Source organism: Bradyrhizobium sp. AZCC 1719 (genome assembly GCF_036924525.1).
Classification (GTDB): domain Bacteria; phylum Pseudomonadota; class Alphaproteobacteria; order Rhizobiales; family Xanthobacteraceae; genus Bradyrhizobium.
Map to the genome: position 1 here is coordinate 6,593,350 of NZ_JAZHRU010000001.1, position 20,993 is coordinate 6,614,342.

At 62.7% G+C, this 20,993-nt stretch carries 18 protein-coding genes; 10 read left to right on the forward strand and 8 right to left on the reverse strand.

The annotated features are described in order from the left end of the window. Window positions 1–442: 442 nt before the first annotated feature. From V1292_RS31190 to V1292_RS31205, 4 genes are all read left to right on the forward strand, one after another. Window positions 443–1,588: a fructose-1,6-bisphosphatase gene (locus tag V1292_RS31190; RefSeq protein ID WP_334376362.1), complete on the forward strand. Its 1,146-nt coding sequence runs from the start codon at window positions 443–445 to the stop codon at window positions 1,586–1,588. Window positions 1,589–1,609: 21 nt separating this feature from the next. After that, a complete protein-coding gene (locus tag V1292_RS31195) occupies window positions 1,610–2,797 on the forward strand; it encodes a 6-phosphofructokinase (protein WP_334376363.1) in 1,188 nt (395 codons plus the stop codon). A gap of 225 nt (window positions 2,798–3,022) precedes the next feature. Continuing rightward, on the forward strand, window positions 3,023–4,018 hold the full coding sequence (locus V1292_RS31200; protein ID WP_334376364.1) for an NAD(P)H-dependent flavin oxidoreductase: 996 nt from the start codon (window positions 3,023–3,025) through the stop codon (window positions 4,016–4,018). 179 nt (window positions 4,019–4,197) lie between these two features. Then, on the forward strand, window positions 4,198–5,166 hold the full coding sequence (locus V1292_RS31205) for a zinc-binding dehydrogenase (RefSeq protein WP_334376365.1): 969 nt from the start codon (window positions 4,198–4,200) through the stop codon (window positions 5,164–5,166). Between the two features lie 92 nt (window positions 5,167–5,258). Here the strand turns inward: V1292_RS31205 and V1292_RS31210 are convergent, their stop codons facing one another. From V1292_RS31210 to V1292_RS31230, 5 genes are all read right to left on the reverse strand, one after another. Then, a complete protein-coding gene (locus tag V1292_RS31210; protein ID WP_334376366.1) occupies window positions 5,259–5,552 on the reverse strand; it encodes a type II toxin-antitoxin system RelE/ParE family toxin in 294 nt (97 codons plus the stop codon). Further along, the gene (locus V1292_RS31215; RefSeq protein WP_334377217.1) at window positions 5,549–5,827 is read right to left on the reverse strand and encodes a hypothetical protein; all 279 of its coding nucleotides are present in this window, start codon (window positions 5,825–5,827) and stop codon (window positions 5,549–5,551) included. The genes V1292_RS31210 and V1292_RS31215 overlap by 4 nt, the downstream gene beginning before the upstream one ends. 577 nt (window positions 5,828–6,404) lie before the next feature. Next, window positions 6,405–6,809 (reverse strand): hypothetical protein, encoded by a 405-nt coding sequence (locus V1292_RS31220; RefSeq protein ID WP_334376367.1) that lies wholly within the window; start codon window positions 6,807–6,809, stop codon window positions 6,405–6,407. Window positions 6,810–6,934: 125 nt separating this feature from the next. Beyond that, window positions 6,935–7,933 carry an aldo/keto reductase gene (locus V1292_RS31225; RefSeq protein ID WP_334376368.1) on the reverse strand — a complete coding sequence of 333 codons (999 nt, stop codon included), beginning with the start codon at window positions 7,931–7,933 and terminating at the stop codon, window positions 6,935–6,937. Between the two features lie 32 nt (window positions 7,934–7,965). Further along, on the reverse strand, window positions 7,966–8,808 hold the full coding sequence (locus V1292_RS31230) for an amidohydrolase family protein (protein ID WP_334376369.1): 843 nt from the start codon (window positions 8,806–8,808) through the stop codon (window positions 7,966–7,968). A 339-nt stretch (window positions 8,809–9,147) separates the two neighbouring features. On the opposite strand from V1292_RS31230, the gene V1292_RS31235 reads away from it, so the two are divergent. The 4 genes from V1292_RS31235 (at window position 9,148) to V1292_RS31250 (ending at window position 12,812) form a co-directional block, all read left to right on the forward strand. Next, window positions 9,148–9,639: a copper chaperone PCu(A)C gene (locus tag V1292_RS31235; RefSeq protein WP_334376370.1), complete on the forward strand. Its 492-nt coding sequence runs from the start codon at window positions 9,148–9,150 to the stop codon at window positions 9,637–9,639. Window positions 9,640–9,743: 104 nt separating this feature from the next. Then, a complete protein-coding gene (locus V1292_RS31240) occupies window positions 9,744–11,531 on the forward strand; it encodes a PQQ-dependent dehydrogenase, methanol/ethanol family (protein WP_334376371.1) in 1,788 nt (595 codons plus the stop codon). 61 nt (window positions 11,532–11,592) lie between these two features. After that, entirely contained in the window at window positions 11,593–12,165 is a 573-nt protein-coding gene (locus V1292_RS31245; protein ID WP_442895579.1) for a c-type cytochrome, read from the forward strand. After that, the gene (locus V1292_RS31250; protein WP_334376372.1) at window positions 12,165–12,812 is read left to right on the forward strand and encodes a hypothetical protein; all 648 of its coding nucleotides are present in this window, start codon (window positions 12,165–12,167) and stop codon (window positions 12,810–12,812) included. Before V1292_RS31245 ends, V1292_RS31250 begins: the two co-directional genes overlap by 1 nt. Window positions 12,813–12,949: 137 nt before the next feature. Here V1292_RS31250 and V1292_RS31255 read toward each other — a convergent pair whose 3' ends face one another. Next, window positions 12,950–13,984, reverse strand: coding sequence for a D-alanine--D-alanine ligase family protein (locus V1292_RS31255; protein ID WP_334376373.1), 1,035 nt, complete (start codon window positions 13,982–13,984; stop codon window positions 12,950–12,952). Beyond that, window positions 13,981–14,964, reverse strand: coding sequence for a putative zinc-binding metallopeptidase (locus V1292_RS31260; RefSeq protein ID WP_334376374.1), 984 nt, complete (start codon window positions 14,962–14,964; stop codon window positions 13,981–13,983). Before V1292_RS31260 ends, V1292_RS31255 begins: the two co-directional genes overlap by 4 nt. Window positions 14,965–16,097: 1,133 nt before the next feature. On the opposite strand from V1292_RS31260, the gene V1292_RS31265 reads away from it, so the two are divergent. Both V1292_RS31265 and V1292_RS31270 read left to right on the forward strand, forming a co-directional pair. Next, a complete protein-coding gene (locus V1292_RS31265; protein ID WP_334376375.1) occupies window positions 16,098–17,477 on the forward strand; it encodes a cation-efflux pump in 1,380 nt (459 codons plus the stop codon). Window positions 17,478–17,668: 191 nt separating this feature from the next. Then, on the forward strand, window positions 17,669–19,987 hold the full coding sequence (locus tag V1292_RS31270) for a PAS domain-containing sensor histidine kinase (protein WP_334376376.1): 2,319 nt from the start codon (window positions 17,669–17,671) through the stop codon (window positions 19,985–19,987). A 2-nt stretch (window positions 19,988–19,989) separates the two neighbouring features. On the opposite strand, the gene V1292_RS31275 is transcribed toward V1292_RS31270, so the two are convergent. Further along, entirely contained in the window at window positions 19,990–20,880 is an 891-nt protein-coding gene (locus V1292_RS31275) for a LysR family transcriptional regulator (RefSeq protein WP_057847652.1), read from the reverse strand. Window positions 20,881–20,993: the final 113 nt, after the last annotated feature.

Below are 20,993 nucleotides of genomic sequence, written 5' to 3' on the forward strand. Positions count from 1 at the left end.
CCGGACGGACGCCTCCCTCACTCAAGAGAGAATGTCACCTCGGCAAGCCAAAAGCCGAGTCGTCAATTCGGATCGCAAACGTTCGGGCGATAGACACGATATCAGTTACACCCGTTCGGGTATGGGTGGGTACCTTGCGTGAATCCAGACACCGCCGCGGAAATGAATTGTACCGGGCAGACAGGATCAAGACGCGATTCACCGAGCTCGTCGGCGCCCGATCGTCCAGGGCGGCATGAACTGATTATCCTATCACTTCTGGCATGATCAATACGGTGATCATGATCCCGGCTACCGGATGAGCCCGAGCTTTTCGAGAAGGTCATTTGCGGAACCTAAAGGAACCTCGGACGTTCTGGTTCGCGGATGAGCAGCGCCGTCGCCCCGGCGCAGCAAGCGCAGACGCCGAGGCGTTGCGCTGCGCTGGTCGGAGGAAACGCTCATGAGACTCACTCTTTCGGTCATCAAGGCTGACATAGGCTCCGTCGGCGGCCACACGAAACCGTCTACACGCATGATGGCGGCTGTCGAGGGCGAGGTCGCGAAGGCAATCTGCGATGGCCTGCTGATCGACGCTTTCGTCTGCCACACCGGCGACGACATTGCGATCATCATGACGCACACACGGGGCGAAGGGAGCTCCGAGGTGCATCAACTTGCCTGGAAGGCGTTCCTCGCGGCCACCTCGGTCGCGAAAACCTCCGGGCTCTATGGCGCCGGCCAGGATCTTCTGGTCGACGCACCGTCCGGAAACGTCCGCGGCGCCGGCCCGGGCGTCGCCGAGCTCAGCTTCGACCACAGCCTCTCGGGTAAGAGACCTGCGGAGTCCTTCATGGTGTTCGCCGCCGACAAATGCGGCCCCGGCGCCTACAACCTGCCGCTCTACCTCGCCTTTGCCGATCCGATGTATTGCGCCGGGCTGATGCTGCCCCCGATGATCAAGGGATTCCGTTTCCATGTCATCGACATGGACAACACGGCCGGCGACAGCGTGATCGAACTCGACGCGCCCGCGGATGGCTACCACATTGCCGCGCTGCTCCGCGACAACGAGCGCTTTGGCATTGATCGCATCGTTTCCCGGACCCATGGCGAGGTCGCCGTCGCCGTTTCGGCGCAGCGTCTTCACGCGATCGCAGGCAAGTACACCGGCAAGGACGATCCGGTCGCGATCATCAGGAACCAGGGGATTTTCCCGGCGCCTGAAGAAATCGTCTCGCCGTTCGCGAAGGCGCACTTCGTAGGCGGCGATGCGCGCGGCTCGCACGTGATGCCGCTCATGCCGGTGCCAATTAACACACCGGTGACAGGCATGTACTGCCTCCCGATCGTTTCCTGCGCCGGCTTTTCGATCGACAAGGATGGCCGCTTCTCGGAGTCCTACACCGATTTCTTCGACAACCCGGCGTGGGACGAGGTCCGCCAGCGCGCCCAGCGCAAGGCAATCGAGATGCGCAGCCAGGGCTGGTCCGGCGCCGCGATGCTGCCCTACTCCGAGTTGGAGTATGGTGGCTTCCGCGACACCGTGTCCTCACTGCTGAAGCGCTTTCAGGTGCGCAAGGAGCGCAAGCCGGAAGCGGCCGAGTAAGGAACCGCCTGCGAGGTGGGTATGGCAAAAAGACGCATCGGCATTCTCACGGGCGGCGGCGACGTTCCCGGCCTCAACGCAGTCATCAAGAGCGTGACATATCGCGGCAGCGAGAACGACATCGAGGTCGTCGGCCTCCGCCGTGGTTGGGAGGCCCTCACGCACGTGAACCTCGAGGACCCCGCCAGCAGGTCCCACTACATCATCCCGCTAAACCGTGACAACACGCGCACCATAGACCGGAGCGGCGGCACCATGCTGCACTCGAGTCGCACCAACCCGTCCAAGATGAAGAAGCTGCCGGATCATCTCGTCAGCAACGACTTTCCAGCCTCGCTCAGCACCAAGGGCGGCATCGCAACCAGGACGTGGGACGTCACCGGCCAGGTGCTGGCGAACCTCTCGGGGCTCGGCATCGAACATCTGATCGCCATCGGCGGCGACGACACGCTCAGTTACGCAGCCAAGCTCAACGACCTCGGCGTCAAGATCATCGCCATCCCGAAGACGATGGACAACGACGTCCGCAACACCGAGTACTGCATCGGCTTCTCGACCGCGATCACCCGCGCCAGCGACGCCATCCAGCGGCAGCGCACCACTGTCGGATCGCACGAGCGTATCGGCATTTTCCGCGTCTTTGGCCGCGATGCCGGATTTACAGCGCTCTACACCGCGTACGCCACCTCGATCCGGTGCGTCATACCGGAGTACAAGTTCGATCTCGACAAACTGATCCAGTTGCTCGTCGAGGAGAAGCGCGCCAACCCAAGCAACTACGCGCTGGTCGTGCTCAGCGAGGGCGCCGCGTGGGAGGGCTACGAGGTGCAGGAATACGGTGAACCTGATGCCTACGGTCATCGCAAGAAAGCGAGCGTGGCGGAATCGTTCGCCGACGAGATCAAGCGACGCGTCGGCGAGGAGACGATCACCTCCGATCTCACCTACGACCTGCGATCGGGCAATCCGGACTTCATCGACAAGCTCGTGGCCCTGACTTTCGGTAACATGGCCTACGATGCCATCCTGGAAGGCAAGACCGGCCGCATGTCGGCGCTGGTGGAAGGGCGCTACGACCTCGTGCCCATCCCTGACGCCAAGCTCGGGCCGCGCAAGTTGGACGTCGCCAGCACGTACAACACGGAGCGCTACCGCCCCATCTACGGCAATAAGCGAGGGCTGCCGATCTTTCTCACCCGCGCGTCATAGGGTGGCAGTGGTAATCCTAAGGGCGGTCTGCTGCGGGCGATCTCGAAAATGCCGGACTCCATGCGGAATTGTTCGCACTGCGGAAACAAGCCGCGCTTTTGCATGATGGCGTTGCCCCGACTGCCGCCCGCCCCTGGTAGACTTTTGCGGGGGGTAACGGCATCCTGCCCTTAAATCTCACAAGGGCGCGCGGGCATCCCGCGCCGGGAAACCAGAGGGCAGGACATGATCAAGACGCGATTCACCGAGCTCGTCGGCGTCGAGCACCCGATCGTCCAGGGCGGCATGCAATGGGTCGGCCGCGCCGAGCTGGTCGCGGCCGTTGCCAATGCCGGCGCGCTCGGGCTGATCACCGCGCTGACGCAGCCGACGCCGGAGGATCTCACCAAGGAAATTGCGCGCTGCCGCGACCTGACCGACAAGCCGTTCGGCGTCAACCTCACCATTCTGCCCGCGATCAAGCCGCCGCCTTACGCCGAATACCGCCAGGCCATCATCGAGGCCGGCATCAAGATCGTCGAGACCGCCGGCAACAAGCCGCAGGAACACGTCACCGAGTTCAAGAAGCACGGCATCAAGATCATCCACAAATGCACCAGCGTCCGCCACGCGCTGTCGGCGGAGCGGATGGGCGTCGATGCCATCTCGATCGACGGTTTTGAATGCGCCGGTCATCCCGGCGAGGACGATACGCCCGGCCTGATCCTGATCCCGGTCGCCGCCGACAAGGTGAAGATACCGATGATCGCCTCCGGCGGTTTCGGCGACGGCCGCGGCCTGGTTGCCGCGCTCGCGCTCGGCGCCGAGGGCATCAACATGGGCACGCGCTTCATGTGCACCAGGGAAAGCCCGATCCATCAGCTCGTGAAGGAGCGCATCGTCGCCAATGACGAACGCGAGACCGAATTGATCTTCCGCACCATGCGCAACACATCGCGCGTCGCCAAGAACACGATCTCGACCAAGGTGGTGGCGATGGAAAGGGAAGGCGCGAAATTCGAGGACGTGCGCGAGCTCGTCGCCGGCGCCCGCGGCAAGATGGTCTACGCCACCGGCGACGCCGATGAAGGCATCTGGTCGGCGGGCCAGGTCCAGGGCCTGATCCACGACATCCCGACCTGCGCCGAACTGATCTCGCGCATCATGCGCGACGCGGAAGCGATCATCCGCAGCCGGTTCGAAGGCATGTTGTCGGGTGCGCAGCGGCAGGCAGCAGAATAGGCGGCCTATGCGCGCCGCAACCTCGCTTCACCTCTCCCGCTTGCGGGGGAGGTCGGATCGCGTCGGAAGATGCGATCCGGGTGGGGGCTCTCTCCACACGAACAGTGTAACTCGCGGCGACACCCCCACCCCATCCCTCCCCCGCAAGCGGGAGAGGGAGCAGAAAACGAGAAGAGCCCATGAAAGCCTATGTCTACGGCGCCAACGGCGCCGAAATATCAGAGGTCGCAAAACCTTCGCCGAAGGGTACGCAGGTGCTGGTCAAGGTCCATGCCTGCGGCCTCAACCGCGCCGACCTCGGCATGACCAAGGGCCATGTGCATGGCGCGGCCGGCGGCGTCGGCACCGTGCTCGGCATGGAATGGGCGGGCGAAGTCGCCGAGCTCGGGCCGGACGCAAAAGGCGTCAACGTCGGCGACAAGATCATGGGCTCCGGCGGCGCGGCGTTTGCCGAGTATACGCTGGCCGACCATGGCCGGCTGTTCCGCGCGCCCTCGAACATGAACTTCGAGGAAGCCGCCACCCTCCCCGTCGCGCTCGCCACCATGCACAACGCCGTCGTCACCAACGGCGCGCTGCAGCCGGGCCAGAGCGTCCTGATCCAGGGCGCCAGCTCCGGCGTCGGCCTGATGGCGATGCAGATTGCAAAACTGAAGGGCGCCAAACTCGTGATCGGCTCCTCGACGGACGCGATGCGCCGCGGCCGCTTGAAGGAGTTCGGCGCCGATCTCGCGATCGATTCCAGCGACCCCGGCTGGGTCGATCAGGTGCTCAACTCAACGAACGGCGAAGGCGTCGACCTGATCGTCGACCAAGTGTCCGGCAAGGTCGCCAACCAGAACCTCGCCGCCACCAAGGTCAAGGGCCGCATCGTCAATGTCGGCCGGCTCGGCGGCACCCACGCCGATTTCAATTTCGACCTCCACGCCGCCCGCCGCATCCACTATATCGGCGTCACCTTCCGCACCCGCACGATCGAGGAAATTCGCGAAATCTTCGACGAGGTCCGCAAAGACATCTGGCCGGCGGTGGAATCGCGAAAACTGCAACTGCCGATCGACAAGGTCTATCCCTTCGCCGAGATCGGCAAGGCGTTCGAGCACATGGAAGCCAACAAGCACCTCGGGAAGATCGTGGTGGCGTTCTAACGTGTCCCGGACGCGGTGCAGCGTAAGCGCTGCTCCGCAGAGCCGGGACCCATGCGCCGGTGGACACCGGATTGGCAGTGCTTCATCCGGCGCTAGGCATCCGAATGTTCGCGCTCGCGGGCTGGATGCTGAATGGCGAGGATGACGATTTCCTCGGCCTCGTTGTCAGCAGTGTAGTAGACCAGATATGGATATCGCCGCGTCACCAGCTTGCGCACGCCCTCGACATTCTGTTGCCGTCCAACATGCGGAAATAAAGCCAAACTTTGGAGCGATTCAAGAATCGCGGCCTGCACGCGAAGCGCAGCCCGCGGGCTGTGTTCGCGGACATAGTCCGCTATCTCGGCGAGATCCCGAGCCGCACGCGTCGTAAAACGGAGCTTCATTGCTCGAAGCGGCGGAACGCGGCTTCGACCTCGGCATCGGTTGCGAATTGGCGGCGCTCGGCTTGCGCAAGCCCTTCCAACACGGCAGGAAGATGCGCTGGATCGATCTCCTCTGGCTCTCCCTCTTGGCCGCTCAGAGTCAGCATGGCAAGCGCTATTTCATCCTGGCTGTCAGGTGGCAAGCGCCGCACGGCTTCCAGGGCCTTTTCGAGCAGTTTGGTCATGTGAGAAAGATATGGCCGAACCACCCAAAATGGAAGGGTGTTGATAACCATCTGCAAACCGCAAATTATCCTACGGCAGCGACCCTCTCAGGTCTGCGACACCAATATCGAGAGTTGCTCGGCCACCGTTCTCGGTGCGCGCGCCCACCTTACTGCGTTCGGACACAGCAGTGACACGGCCACCTTTCTCAGCCAGTCCGAAACTTTGAACGACGATCGCGCCAAGCACGAGCAGCGCGACCATAACCAGCCCACTCAGGGCGGGAGTTAGATGTAGATTGGACCCAAAGCGCATCATTGCTGCACCCACGCGCATCGCCCGCAGCCCGCTGCAATAGCGTCGTTGAGTCGTTAGGCGATTTGGTGACGCGGCGATGGCGATCCGGCGTTCACTCTCTTGCGCGCACCGTACGCTTCAACCGAAGCGTTCGCATGGATGAGGCCGAGCACCGACGCCGGCTCGGACGGGAGTCCGCATCCTGTTACGGACGTGATCGAGACGTTGCGCGCGATTGAGCAAGGCGAGAAGGAGTGCCCGACGGCGACGTGACCTTGGCCTCAAGGAATTCGCAATCTTGTTCCGGCTTACCGAACCCGCAATATCGGCCGGGCAACGCGCGCGCCGCTGCTACCCGACGCGACTGCGTTGCTCAATATTGGCCGCCGGTCCTCCCGCGCGGACATGGCGATTACCGGATGGCAGCGTTTGCGAGCCGGCAATACTTTTCCACGGACTAATCGTTTCGACGATGATGTTGATTCCGGCCAACGCGCTGTCGATTTGGCGCTGCACGTTGTTGACCTCGGCCTGCAGGAAATCCTGCATTTTTTGGAGTTCCGAAGCCAGCCCCTGAAGTTCGCCTATCGAGTTTGAGGTCAGCCGGGCGACGGAGGAGTTGATCCGTTCGGCGCTGATCTCCAGCTCGCTGGAGGGCTGCGACTTCTCTTGCGTTTCCGATTTGCTGAGTTGTGTCGCCAAAGCCTCCGACGGAGGCGTTTTTTCGTCGGGTGCGGCAGACGTTCGGGTATCCATCAGGTACTCCCTTGGTGCCGGTTGGTCGCGACGCCAATCCCGAACCAGATTGGTTAATAATCCGTTAAACCTGATGCAGATTGGTTAATAATTCGGTAAGGGGCAGCCGAGACCGTCGTTTTCGATCATCGCGCCTCGCCAGCAAACGCCTGCCGCAATTCCGACAGCCGATCGAGCGCGGCCTGCGGCAGCGGGCCCTTCTCCACCGCGGCGAGTGCATCCTCGAACTGTTGCGGCGTCGCCATGCCGACCAGGATCGTGCCCATCGCCGGATGCGAGATCGCAAACCGCGTCGCGGCCTCCGTCAGGCTGCCGGCAAATCCGCCCTCCACCAGCGGCATCAGCCGGCGCGCGCGATCGACATCGGCATCGTAGCTCATGGCAGAGCCGATCGGCTCCGGCGCGGCGCCCGCAATCGGATGCCGCTCCGCCGAACCCGACAGCGCCCCGCCGGCCAGCACGCGGATGCCGACGACACCAACACCGGCCGCCTCCGTGTGGTCAAACAGCCGTCCATAATCCTGCGCCGGATAGCGCGCCGGCAATTCGCCGGCCGCAGACGGATTGAGCATGTTGTAGACGACCTGCGCGCTGTCGAAGACGCCAGCATCGATCACCTGATGCAGCGCCGCCGTGTCGCCGAGCGCCGTGATCCCGAGAAACCGGATCTTCCCCTCTCGCCGCAGCCGCTCGAACGCCGGCACCACCTCGTCGAGCACCTGCCGCACGCCGAGCGCCGGCCCGCCGCCCTGCGCGGTAATCGGATTGTGCAGATGAAGGATGTCGACCCGCTCAAGCCGCAGCCGCGCCAGACTGCCTTCGAGCGATAGCCGCACCGCCTCATCAATCCGGCCACGATCATCAGGCGGTAACCGAACCTTAGTGGCGACGACGACGTTGGCCGGTTTCAGCGTCTGCAAAACGCGGCCAAGGTTCCTTTCCGACTCGCCATCGCCGTACTGCACCGCCGTGTCGAAGTAATTGACGCCGGCCGCAATCGCCCGCGCGATGGCGCGCTCCTGATCGGCCGCATCGCCGCGGACCATCAGACCGCCGACTGCGCCGCAGCCGAAGCCGAGGATCGAGAGCCGCATCCCGGTGCGGCCAAAGGTCCGAAATTCCATCGCGTTTCCTCCTGAGGTGGATGACCTGCGCGCTAGCCTTTTTTCGGCGACCAGCCATAAGCCTTGATGCAAGCGCCGCCCATCAGCATGGCCCGCTCGCTCTCGCTCAGGCGGCTGGTCCTGACGAACGGCTCGACCGCCTGCTCGTAGTTCACGACCGCGAACGCGCGCGTCCAGTCCGTGCCCCACAGGCAGCGCTCAAAACCCCAGGCATCGAACACGCGCCCGAGCGGGTCCCAAATATCAGGGAAAGGGTACGGTTCGCGGGACAGCGTGCAGGCACCGCTGACCTTGATCACGGCGTTCGCCCGCATGGCGAGTTCCAGCACCTTCGGAAGCTCGGCCCAGGGTTCGGGCGGCGCCGGCGGCACGCGTGGCTGCAGGATCCCCAGATGGTCGATGATGAACCGCGTGTCGGGATGGCGATCGATCAGCGCCCTGCCCGCGTCGAGATTGTCCCAGCACAGGATGTTGACCGGAAAATCATGGCGAACCGCCGCGCGCGCAATCCGGTCGAGGCCGGGATCATCAGGCGCGCGCCGCGCCTCCTTCGTCAGCATGATGCGGATTCCGACCGCGCCCGGCGTCCTCTTCCAGTCGGCGACGACATTGGCCACATCAGGGTCATCTGGATCGACCGGCTTGACGATCGCAAGCCGGCCGGGATGGGCCCGCTGCACTTCCACGGCATAGCTGGCGTCGTAACGGTACAGTGAAAAGGCGGAGATGAAGATCGCCCCGTCGACGCCAACCTTGTCCATCGCCGCCACCATCTCGTCGCCCGTAACGTGATCGGGCCAGTTCGGCACACTGTGCCAGGGCCGCATCGGACTGTTCGCCTCATAGGCATGGACCTGGGAATCGATGATCGGCATCGGGGCGGTTCCTCTGTACCGAGATTTTGGACAATGCCGCAGGCTCGTGTCCAGAGCGCAAAGGCGAGGGCCAACAGCGGAACTGAGGCGGCCTGTTCGATCACCTCGGCTCTGTCGCGCCCGCAATAACGTGGTGGCGCATTTTTTGTCGGGAAAAAAGCGCAGCGCCCTTTGAGCGCCGTATTTTGAAGCGTAACTTGGGACGCCAAGAAATAAGAAAAATCGATCGTGGGAGGCACGCCAATGTGCAGCACGAAAAGTTTCGTTTGGGCATCCCTCGCTTGTTTCCCTCGACTGACCGCGCATTTGCAGGATAGCCCTTCGGCCGAGACATAGCCGATGACCGCGACAGCGACATCAGGTGCTGATGGCGCACGTCCTGATCGCGGCGGCCGGATTACGTTTCTTGTGTTCGGACTGGTTGCTGTTGGACTTTGGCTGACGGGCGGGCTCGCCACGGCAGGTGAAGGGCTGCAAGTGACGAACGCCCGGGTGCCTGCGTCCGATCAGATCGGTATCGATCTCCCGCTTGTGATGACGATCAGGAACGATGCGGCCGAAGCCGACGCCCTGTTGCGCATCCGCTGTCCGTTCGCGAATTTCGCCGTAAAGCACACGGTCGATCGCGGCGAAGGCGCGCCAGCCATGCGCGAGATCAAGTCGATTCCAATCCCGGAGAGCAAGACGACCGAACTCAAGCACGACGGATATCACGTGATGCTGCTGCAGACGCGGCAGAAGCTTGTCGACGGCGAGACGTTTACATGTGCCGTCGTTTTCCAGAAAGGTGGAACCAAAGAAACGGAGGTGCAGGTTTCGCGAACGCCCTGATCGCGACAGCGGACCGGTGAGCCGCTGAACGAGGCTTCTCAGCTGAACGCCCGGATGTGCCGGACGCTCGATTCAACATGAACTGCCAAAGGAGGGCATTACTCATGGAGCGATTTTCAGGTCACACAAGAATCTCCACGCGAGCGCGCCTGCTCGCCGTTGCAATCGCTGCCGCGGGCATGACGGCCGCACTGCCGGCATCCGCCGCCGACGAGGTCAATCAGGAACGGCTACTCAATGTCGAGAAGGAGCCGGGCAACTGGCTTCATCATCATCAGAATTACGCGGCTCACCGGTTCTCCACTCTGAAGGAGATCAACCGCGATAACGTGAAGAACCTGAAGGTCGCCTGGACCATGCACCTCGGCGGCATCGAGGGCGGCGGCATCTGGAGCCATGGCGGGCTGGAAGGAACTCCGATTGCCGAGAACGGCTTTCTCTACGTCACCGATGGATGGGGTTCGGTCTACAAGATCGATGCACATGGTGGCCGCGGCGTGCTGGTCTGGAAGATGGATCCCAAGACGGACCGTGACTGGGCTGGCGCCGTGGCGTGCTGCGGCGTCGACAACCGCGGCGTCGCATTGTGGGGTGATCTCGTCATTTCCCATACGCTTGATGGCCGGCTGATCGCGACCAACAAGGAAACCGGCCAGGTCGCCTGGCAGCGCACGGTGGCCGATCCGGACAAGGGCGAGGTGATCACCGGCGCGCCGTTGATCGTCAAGAACATGGCGATCACGGGCGTCGCCGGCGCGGAATACGGCATCCGTGGCTGGATCGCCGCCACCGACCTTGCGACCCAGAAGGAGGTCTGGCGCACCCACACAATCCCGGGCAAGGGCGAGCCCGGCAGCGAGACCTGGAAAGACAGTAACAACGCGGCTGCCGCCGGCGGCGGTTCGACGTGGGTAACAGGCACCTACGATCCCGCGACCGACACCATCATCTGGGGCATCGGCAATCCCGGGCCGGACTGGGATAATGAATATCGGCCAGGCGACAACCTTTACACCGATAGTTCGCTGGCCCTTGATGCCACGACCGGCAAGATCAAGTGGCATTATCAGCACACGCCAAACGACCCCTACGACTATGACAGCGTGGCAGAGAACGTGCTGGTCGATGTCCCCGGGCCTGGTGGTCCGCGGAAGCTCGCGCTCGAAGCGGACCGCAACGGGTTCGCCTATGCGATCGATCGCACCACCGGCAAGTTCGTCTGGGGCCTGCCGTTCGTCAAGAAAGTCACATGGACCAAAGGGCTCGACCCCGAGAGCGGCAAGCCGATCGAGTACGACCCGAACAAGGCCGTGCAGACCTATATCGCGTCGGTGACGCCAAGCCGCACCAATATGGAAACCGATATCTGCCCCGGCAACATGGGCGGCAAGAACTGGCCGCCGACGGCCTACAATCCGGATTTGAAGCTCTGGTACATCCCGGTGATCGAGAGCTGCAACCGCATCAAGGTTGAGGTGATGACGCGGGACAAGCTGAAACCGCGGGAGTTCTGGACCGGCGGCGGCCCGAGCCAGCCATTCAGGATCACCGGCAGCGTGACTGCGATCGATGTGACGACGGGCAAGATCGCCGAAAAAATGGAAACGCCGTTTCCCAATTTGGGCGGCATGCTTGCGACTCCCGACCTCGTCTTCACCGGTCAGCCATCCGGCGAAGTGATGGCGCTCGACGCCAAGTCATTGCAGAAGCTCTGGGAGTTCAACACGGGCGGCGGCGTCAACGCACCGCCGATGACCTTTATGGTCGATGGCAAACAGTACGTTGCCATTCTGGTTGGCCTGGGCGGCGCCTGGGACAAGTGGTTCATCGATTCGACGCCCGAACTGAAGAAGATACAGCCGGGATCGATGCTCTACGTATTCGCACTCTGACATCCCAAAAAACGGAGGGTCCGCCAACCGCGGGCCCTCCCCTTCGTCGACAAGAGACGCAATGATGATCTTCAACAGCTTCCCGGCGGCGCCAAGCATGCTGCTCGCGAGCGTCGTCGCCCTGAATTTTTTGATTGGTACGACAGCTTTCGGTCAGTCGGCGCAAGCGCCAGCTTCGGATCCGACCAATGCCGGCAAGGCCGTTTTCAGTAAGGCCAATTGCGTGGGCTGCCACAAATGGCACGGCAATGGCGGCGGCGGCTACGGCGGTGATGCGCTGTCGCTGCGCAAGACCGAGCTGACGCGCGATCAGATCATTGAAATCGTCGGCTGCGGGCGGCCGGGCACCGGGATGCCGTTCTTTATGCGCGGCGCCTACGATGAGGTGAAATGCCACGGCATGAACCGCCAGGACGCGGCGGCACAGATGCCGCCCGAGGGCGGAACGTTTCTGCGCCCGAAGGATATTGAAGCCGTCGCCGACTACGTGATCGCCCACATCAAGGGAGCCGGCGAACCCACTTACGCGGAATGCGTCACCTTCTTCTCAAACACCTCGCGGGTATGCGACGTCTACAAGACCCCGGCGCAGAAGCCAGATGATGCGACCGCCAGCACCGGGAAGGGCCAGTGATGCGCAGACTGAAGCTGCCGGGCGTTCTTGCTGCGGGCCTGCTTGCCTGGCAGGCCGTCGTGCTTGCGAGCTCTCCGGCTGATGCGGAAGAATTCAGCGGCAACGATCTGCGGGACATTCGCCTCGGAATGGCTGCGGCCGAGTTGGCGGATACCGGTTACGTCGACCTCTACTGCGCGGCGGATCCGAAGCGCACATTGGCTGGCTGGCAAAACTGGCGTGACTGCCCCGCCGACGCAAATGGTACACGGGCGATCCGATTTGGTTACGATCCATCGACCAGCCGCGACGGCACGATGGTGGCGGGTCATCCGGCGATCCTCACCCTTCTGATCGACGATACCGCGCATGTTGCCGGTTTGCAGATCGAGACCGATCCGAAGGCGCGTCTCTATATCCGGAAGAAGGCGTTTCTCCTGGGGCTGCAGGCCAAATCGCGCTACGGCTCGGACGGCTGGGCATGCACCGAGGGCCAGCCTGATGCAGGAGACCAGCCAGTGGGAGGCATCTACCTCAAGGAGCGCTGCACCAAGACGATCAGTGGCCGTTCACTCATTGTCGAACGCAACCTCTTCCGCCGGTCCGATCAGGACAGCAAGAATTTTGTCGACGAATCCCGAATCAGCATCCTGCGAGCCAAGAACTAGCAGCTCTCGATGATGCAGGTGCGGTGCTGAACTTGCGGCGTTCGTCGCCAAGTAAGTGACCTTACTTTTCCACTATGCGATGCTGTCTGGACTTCCGAGCGCGCACCATCGCTGCGCATGCCCGTTTCGTGTGCCTTTCAGCCTACGGATACACCTGCCTTTGCCCGGCTTATTCCGAGGGCCAGAATGCGATGCAGCAGGTCCGGGTAATCTAGGCGGTCATGCCGAGCCGCTGTAGCGAACTCCTGGCTCTTTGCGATTTCGGGATTGGGGTTCGCTTCAATGAAATACGGTGTGCCGTCGGCAGAGAGGCGAAAGTCGATGCGCGCGTATCCATCGAGCCCCAGCGTTCGGTAGATACGTTTTGCTATTCGCTGAATACGGGCGTGTACCTCCGGCAGGAGATTCTTGGCCGGCCCATCTTCAATTCCGACCCGCTCCTGATAACTGGGATCGTGTTTGACCTTCTCGGTGGCTATGTGCCGTGCACCCTGGCCGCCCATGCTGCCGAATTTCAATTCCCAGACCGGCAGAGCCCGCAATCTATTGTTGCCGAGTACGCCGACGTAGAGCTCACGTCCTTCGATATATTGCTCGGCGATGGCGGCAGTTCCGACCCGCTCGTGAATGAAAGCGACGCGCTCTGCGAGCTTCTCGTCCGTATCGACGATCGATGCTTGCGAGATCCCGAAGGATCCATCCTCGTTCAGGCTCTTGACGATCAGCGGCAGCGCCAAGCGCGCTGGCCGTTTGACCTTGCGGCGCATCGGAAACACGGCGAAGGCCGGCACCGCGATCCGGCGATGGTGCACCAAGGTCTTGGATAGATCCTTGCCGCGCGCCAAGATCAGGCCACGCGGATTGCACCCGGTATATGGGATCTGCATAAGCTCGAGATAGCTTGGAATGTGCTGGTCATACACGGGCTCATGGTGAAACTGCTCGAGCAAGTTGAATACCACATGCGGCTTGAAACCTTCGATCTCGTCGCGCACCGGCCTGATTTCCTCCTGCACGCCGAGCGGGCGCACTTCATGGCCAGCCGCACGCAAAGTGCTCACGACGTCGAATTCTGTTTTCCATTCATTGATTTGCCGCGCGGTGTATCCGTCGGTAGAATCCGGGGGCACGAAGTCCGGATGCATCAGCACTAGAATGCGCAGGCGTCTCATAGCGCAATCCACTTGCGCCGCGAGGGGCCGAACAGCGCGTGCATGGTTTTGGCGGTCAACAGTATACTGAAATTGATCACTAGCTTCTGTTTAGAGCCGGCGGCACGCAGATTAAGCTCGCGGCAGCGGGAGATCATATCGTCAAGTACAGCATCAAGCGTAAGTTGGTTCTCGCCCGTCCACCGGGCAACCAGCTGCCTGATTTGGGCGCGGTGTCGCCTGATGAAGAGGGAAGCCGGTTGCTCCCGGCGATGCCGTGGATCGGCGGAAAAGAGCCGGGAGAGGTCGCGGTCGTAAGTCTTCGGTGGCTTGAATGCGTAGAACGCCTGCTTTTTCTGATAGTGGTCGCCAAGCGTCTGACTGAGCTCATGCAGCGGATCGACACGCTCCCGCGTCGTAATTGGCGGCCGCTTCCCGGCGATTTCGTCCATCAGTTCGTCGACATATTCGAGCTTCTTCAGCGCTGGCCAACCGGCATAGCGCGTCCGCCAGTTCGAACGCGGCCGCAGCCACACCGCGAAGGTTTCGGCAAAATCCTCGTCCGGATGGCTTTGCGCGTACCAGAGCCGAAGATGCTGGACATAACTCCGGCTGGCCGGATTGGGCCGGTAGTAACGCGGGTAGTGCTTCGAGGACGGGCCGAACAGCTGCTGCCAACGCCGACGACGTTGCAGCTGATACGCGTGCTGCACGGCATGGCCTGCCTCATGACGGAGAATGGCCATGCACTCGGACCAAGTGCCGCCCTCGACGTCGAGCATCATCTTCTTCTCGATTTTCATCAGGCGGGGATGGGTAAGATAGAATGGGATGGCAATACCGGGCACATCTGCCGGGCTAAACCATTCGCTCGATACCCATGCGTGTGGCCGCAGCCGGATGGCCCGCCCTTCGAGCTCTTCATAGAGAGTGCTGAGACAATCCTCGAGCCAAGTTCCTTCGACCGAAACCTTCAGACTACTGAGAGGTTGCTTGAGCAACTGTTCGTCCGATAGCTTTTCCCAAGGATATTTCCGACGTGGCATAGGCATCCAGAAGCATAAGAACTCGGTACTTGGATGGTGTCATAGGATACGGCTGGCAACAACCGTCGACCCTTCGCGGCGTGCCGCTGTTGGCCAGCGTCGGCTTTGGGCCTAGCTACCAACTCCTGCAGCACAGCATTGTAAGTTGGCGTCAGCTCCTGTGCGCGGCCGACGTTCCTCGGTGCGCCACCCTGGTTCTATTCGTTCAGACGCCAGCATTCTGTCCTGTCTCCAGGCAAATAACTCGCGTCGCAAAAAATCGATTTTTCTTGAATAATCTATTTTCCATAACAACTTCAACGTGATTTGCCCCGTGCAGTCGTCGCATCAAAAATATTCCGCTTCGCCGCACAAATCCCGCCGTCCCGTCCCGACAAGAGGGGCGTTGGCCATCGTCACGAACGTGGGGCGGGATGCGGTGGACGCGGCAGCGTCGGCGCGAGAGGTTGTTCGCAGGGCGGCTACGGCCGTGAGCGGACACGGCGCGCAGGACGTACGGCGCTGAAGCGTACGGCAAAACCGTGTGGTCCTGGCACCCGTGGCTGGTGTCAAGCTGACGGAGGTGCGTTGAACCCAACCGGGTTCGACAAGCCTTCAATCCGTCAGCGATGGAGGCAAGAGGAATTCGTCTCCAGGGAGAGCACGGTATAAGCCGTAAAGCCACTGCGCAGGGAATGCCGGAGTGCCTCGGCTGTACCTGTATGCTCGTGTGCGCATCTCTTTGCGCTACTTGCACACGAGACCGCGGGTGCAGCAAGCACCCGGCATTCCCTGCGCCCTCTTCCTGTAGGGCGAATGAATTTGCAAAGCTCGGGCGGATCGCGCCGCGGGAACGTAGACACATACCTGGTTGTCATCACCCGCGCAGGCGGGTGACCAAGTATTCCAGAGGCAGCAGTGATTGAACCGACAAGCCGCGGCGTACTGGATCCCCCGCATGCGCGGGGACGACGATCGAGTTTGCGTCGCTTTCTCTGCGTCATTGCGAGCGCAGGTCGACAACAACAATGCGCTCCTGCAAGTGAGTTGCGATAGCACCTCAAACCCTCGCCTTTCATGTTAACTGCCCCCCTGCTAAACCGCCGGCCATGACCACTATCCCCACCATAAAAACCAACGTCGCCGCGATCTCGATCTTCGCCAGCGCCGGCATGGCTGCGGCGAAGTTCGCGGTCGGCATCGCGATCGGCTCGCTCGCGCTGATCTCGGAGGCGCTGCATTCCTCCGTCGACGTGATAGCCACCATCATCACCTGGCTCGTGGTGCGGGTGTCCGACCAGCCGGCCGACGAGGAACATCACTATGGCCACGGCAAGTTCGAGAGCCTGTCGGCGCTGTTCGTTATCGCGCTGCTCTATGTGCTGGCCGGCGGCATCCTGGTCGAATCCTGGAGCCGGCTGCGCGAAGGTGCGCCGCCGCCGACGGTATCGGCTGTCCCCTTCGTCGTGCTGGTGATCGATATCGCGGTCAATTTCTGGCGCGCGCGGGCGCTGCATCGCACGGCGCGGCAGACGCGAAGCCAGGCGCTGGCGGCGGACGCGCTGCATTTTGCTTCCGACGTGCTCGGCTCCCTCGCCGTCATCGCCGGCCTCGCGCTCACCGGGCTCGGCTATGCCTGGGGCGACTCGGTTGCCGCCATCGCCGTCGCCGTCATGATCTCGATTCTCGGCCTGCGGCTCGGTCGCTCCACCGTCGAAACCCTGCTCGACCGTGCACCCGCAGGCGCGTCCGAAAAAGCGACCGCCGCCATCCGCGCGGTGCCCGGCGCGGTCGGCGTCGAACGCGTGCGCGTGCGCATGGTCGGGCCGACGCATTTCATCGACGCCATCGTCAAAGTGCCGCGCACCTACCCGATCGACCGGGTCGAGGCGATCAAGAAAACCGCGCAAGTCGCGGTCACGCAAGCGCTCGGCGACGCCGACCTCACCTTCACCGCGGTGCCGGTTGCGCGCGACAATGAGAGCGTGCGCGAGCGCATCATGGTGATCGCCCGCAATGCCGGTCTCGCCGTTCACCATGTCACCGTGCACGATCTCGGCGCACGACTGATTGTCGGCATCGACCTCGAAGTCGATGGCGACATGGAACTCACCGCCGCGCACGCCATCGCCCACGACCTGGAGCGCAGCATTCGTGAGGAATTTGGCGAGGACGTCGAGGTCGACACCCACATCGAGCCGCTCGAGCCGGAGCTACCGCACGGCACCGACGCCGCGCCTGAGCGCGTCGAAACCATCAAGGCCGCGCTGTCGCGCTTTGCCGGCAGCAACGGCGCGATCCATGACATTCACAATGTGCGGGTCCGTGACACCGATGCGGGCGAAATCGTCAACTTCCATTGCCGCGCTGCGCCGTCGATGAGCGTCATCAAGGTGCATGAGAATGTCGACGAGATCGAGCGCGCGCTGCGCCGCGCGTTCCCTTCGATCAAGCGCGTCATCAGCCATGCCGAACCGCCGCGCGCGTAGGTTTGCGGGCCCGTTCCCGTTTCGGACTCGCATCGAGCGTGCCTTAATTCGCGTTGGACAAGATTTATTTCTAATTAACGAATCGTTGACTCTCGACAGCCCGAAAAAAGTGGATTCAAATCGGCATGATTCGGAAGTAATGGGGTGCTTCCGGACAATGTGCAAAAGAGCCTTCGGCGGGGGTCTAAAGCATGGCGCGCGCGCATGCGGCGAATGCGGCGAACGCGTGTGTCCAATCCGATTCGATCAAAGGATTGGCGCAGTCGATCGCAAAACCTGCCTACCACCGGCTGCTCACCGCAGAGCCGGCGCTTCGCCGCGCCGTGCCCACGCTCATCATCGCCTTTCTGATCACGATCTGCCTCGGCGCCTTCGTGCAGGTGATCGACCAGAGCCGGCAGAAGCGCGCCGCCATGAAGCGCGACCTCTCCGCGCTCACCGAACTCCTGGCCGAACGCCTCGACCGCTTCGCTTCGGTCCGGCAGGATCGCGCCGCCAATATCGAGCGGCTGCAGAGCCTGCTGCCCGACCTGATCCCGGCCTGGGGCGTTGCGAGCGGCCGCCACGTCATCATCACCGGCGCCGATCACCGGATTATGGCCCGTGTTCCCGTCGAAGGCAGCCTTGGCGGCGATCGCATCCTCGACGTCATCAGCACGGCGCAACTGCTCGCCACGCCCGGCCAGCAGGGCGTCGTCAGCGACATGACGCTGCCGAACGGCAACGGCGCCATGGCGATCTCGCGGCTGGTCAAATCGCTGCCGGGCATGGTCATCGTCATCCAGGAACGGAACGAGCCGCTGTGGGGTTCGGATGCGGCCTTGTCGGTGACGCTGTCGGCCACCACGGGCTTCGTCGTGCTGATCCTCGGCTTCGCCTTCCACTGGCAATCGACCCGCGCCCGCGAGGGCGACCTGATCAACGACGCGGTGCGAGGCCGGATCGATACCGCGCTCAACCGCGGCCGCTGCGGATTGTGGGACTGGGACCTCTCGCGCGGCCGGATCTTCTGGTCGGCATCGATGTTCACGATGCTCGGCCTCGACTCCCGCAACGATCTCCTCACCTTCGGCGAGGTCAACGCGCTGGTGAAATCCGACGACATCGACCTGTTCGCGATCGCCGACCAGATGATCGCCGGCAAAATCACCCACATCGACCAGAGCTTCCGCATGCAGCACACCGGCGGCCACTGGATCTGGCTGCGCGTGCGCTGCGAGCTCAGTCACACCTCGGCCGACGGCGGGTTGCATCTGATCGGCATCGCGGTCGACATCACCGAGCAGAAGAGCCTCGCCGAGAAGACAGTGGAAGCCGACCTCAGGCTGCGCGACGCGATCGAAACCATTCCGGAAGCCTTCGTGCTGTGGGATGCGGAAGATCGCCTCGTGCTCTGCAACTCGCATTTCCAGCGCCTGCACAAATTGCCCGATACGGCGGTGACCCCCGGCACGTCGTACGAGACCGTGATCGAGGTCGGCAGCATGCCGGAGGTTCGCACCAGGCTGCAGGAGACCGGCGCGCAAGCGCCGGGAGCCCGCACCTTCGAGGCGCAGCTCGACGACGGAAGCTGGCTGCATATCAGCGAGCGCCGCACCAAGGACGGCGGCTACGTCTCGGTCGGCACCGACATCACCCGGATCAAGGAACACGAGCAGAAGCTGATCGAAAACGACGCCCGCATGCGCGCCAACGTGCTCGACCTGAAGCGCTCGAAGGCGGAACTGGCCGATCTGGCGGAAAAATATTCGCAGGAGAAGAACCGCGCCGAGGAGGCCAACCAGGCGAAGTCGAAATTCCTCGCCAATATGAGCCACGAGCTGCGCACGCCCTTGAACGCCATCATCGGCTTCTCCGAGATCATGGGCAGCGGCATGTTCGGCGTGCTCGGCTCCGACAAGTATCAGGAGTACTGCCACGACATCCTGACCAGCGGCAAATACCTGCTCGAAGTCATCAACGACATCCTCGACATGTCGAAGATCGAGGCCGGCCGCATGAAGCTCGACATGGAGCAGCTCGACCTGTCGAAGATCCTGGCGGAGTCGCTGCGCGTGGTGTCCGGGCGCGCCGAGGACAAGAACCTGACGCTGGACGCCGATATCGAAAGCACCATCTCCGTGGTGGCCGATCGCCGCGCGGTCAAGCAGATCTTCGTCAACCTGCTGTCCAATGCCGTGAAGTTCACCCCCGACGACGGCAAGGTCACCGTGCGCAGCCACGTGCTGCCCAACTCGATCGTGCTGATGATCGCCGATACCGGCATCGGCATCGCGCCCGCTTCGCTGCGGCGGCTGGGCAAGCCGTTCGAGCAGGTCGAGAGCCAGCTCACCAAGACCTACCAGGGCTCGGGCCTTGGGCTTGCCATCGCGCGGTCGCTGACCAGCCTGCATGGCGGCACGATGCGGCTGCGCTCCAAGCTCGGCACCGGCACCGTCGTCCGCATCGTGCTGCCGCGCGAACCGCAGCAGCCGAGTCCGACAGCAAGGGCGGAGGCCGAGGCGGCCTGATCTTACGCCAGCGTCGGCGCCACTTCGCGGGCGACCTGCACCAGCGCCGCGATCAGCGGCGTCATCGGATCGCGCTGCGGGATCACCATGCCGATGCTGTAGTCGACGACGGGATCGACGATCGGGATGCTGCGGACGGAGTCGGCGAGCCCCAGCGTCTCCGCAAGCTTGGCCGGCATCACGCTCGCCCAGCGCCCGGTCTTCACATGCGTGTAGAGCACCAACAGCGAGTTCGAGGTCAGCGTCGGCGTGGCCTCGGCTCCGACGGACGCCAGCGCGCGATCGATGATGCGGCGGTTCTGCATGTCCGGCGTCAACAGGCACAACGGCACCTGCCCGACCTCCTTCCAGGTGACCTGCTTGCGGTCGCCGAACATGGCGTCGGGCGCCGTCAGCAGACGATAGCTTTCGTTGTAGAGCGGAATGGTGCGAACCTTGCCGATCGGCTCGTTCTCGATATAGGTCAGCCCGGCGTCGACCTCGAGATTTTCGAGAAGACCCAGCACGTCGGCCGACGTGCAGGACTGGATGCGAAAGCGCACGTCCGGGTAGCGCGCGCGGTACGGCGTCGTGAGCTGCGCCACCATGCCGAGCACGGTCGGGATCGCGGCGATCCTGATTTCGCCGGAGAGCTTGTCCTTGAGGCTGTTGATCTCCTGCCGCATGGCACGCGCGTCGCCGACGATGCGCCGCGCCCAGTCGAGCGTGCGCTCGCCCTCCGGCGTAAAGCCCTGAAAGCGGGAGCCGCGCTGTACCAGCATGACGCCGAGAATTTCCTCGAGCTGCTTGAGGCTGGTCGACATGGTCGGCTGGGTGACGCCGCAGGCTTCCGCAGCCCGCCCAAAATGCCGTTCCTTTGCCAGCGCCAGCAGAAGTTCAAGCTTGTCGATCAAGGAGGAAATCCCGGGAAAATATGGTGACAAAAAGGGCAATTGCCCGGTTGCCATAAATAGCACGGACGGGCGGGTACCAATACTTCAAAAACGGCGTCCGATACCTGCGAATT

Coding starts and splice junctions, on each gene's coding strand:
- V1292_RS31190 (WP_334376362.1), top strand. CDS start 443: ATGAGACTCACTCTTTCGGTCATCAAGGCTGACATAGGCTCCGTCGGC.
- V1292_RS31195 (WP_334376363.1), top strand. CDS start 1,610: ATGGCAAAAAGACGCATCGGCATTCTCACGGGCGGCGGCGACGTTCCC.
- V1292_RS31200 (WP_334376364.1), top strand. CDS start 3,023: ATGATCAAGACGCGATTCACCGAGCTCGTCGGCGTCGAGCACCCGATC.
- V1292_RS31205 (WP_334376365.1), top strand. CDS start 4,198: ATGAAAGCCTATGTCTACGGCGCCAACGGCGCCGAAATATCAGAGGTC.
- V1292_RS31210 (WP_334376366.1), bottom strand. CDS start 5,552: ATGAAGCTCCGTTTTACGACGCGTGCGGCTCGGGATCTCGCCGAGATA.
- V1292_RS31215 (WP_334377217.1), bottom strand. CDS start 5,827: ATGGTTATCAACACCCTTCCATTTTGGGTGGTTCGGCCATATCTTTCT.
- V1292_RS31220 (WP_334376367.1), bottom strand. CDS start 6,809: ATGGATACCCGAACGTCTGCCGCACCCGACGAAAAAACGCCTCCGTCG.
- V1292_RS31225 (WP_334376368.1), bottom strand. CDS start 7,933: ATGGAATTTCGGACCTTTGGCCGCACCGGGATGCGGCTCTCGATCCTC.
- V1292_RS31230 (WP_334376369.1), bottom strand. CDS start 8,808: ATGCCGATCATCGATTCCCAGGTCCATGCCTATGAGGCGAACAGTCCG.
- V1292_RS31235 (WP_334376370.1), top strand. CDS start 9,148: ATGACCGCGACAGCGACATCAGGTGCTGATGGCGCACGTCCTGATCGC.
- V1292_RS31240 (WP_334376371.1), top strand. CDS start 9,744: ATGGAGCGATTTTCAGGTCACACAAGAATCTCCACGCGAGCGCGCCTG.
- V1292_RS31245 (WP_442895579.1), top strand. CDS start 11,593: ATGATGATCTTCAACAGCTTCCCGGCGGCGCCAAGCATGCTGCTCGCG.
- V1292_RS31250 (WP_334376372.1), top strand. CDS start 12,165: ATGCGCAGACTGAAGCTGCCGGGCGTTCTTGCTGCGGGCCTGCTTGCC.
- V1292_RS31255 (WP_334376373.1), bottom strand. CDS start 13,984: ATGAGACGCCTGCGCATTCTAGTGCTGATGCATCCGGACTTCGTGCCC.
- V1292_RS31265 (WP_334376375.1), top strand. CDS start 16,098: ATGACCACTATCCCCACCATAAAAACCAACGTCGCCGCGATCTCGATC.
- V1292_RS31270 (WP_334376376.1), top strand. CDS start 17,669: ATGGCGCGCGCGCATGCGGCGAATGCGGCGAACGCGTGTGTCCAATCC.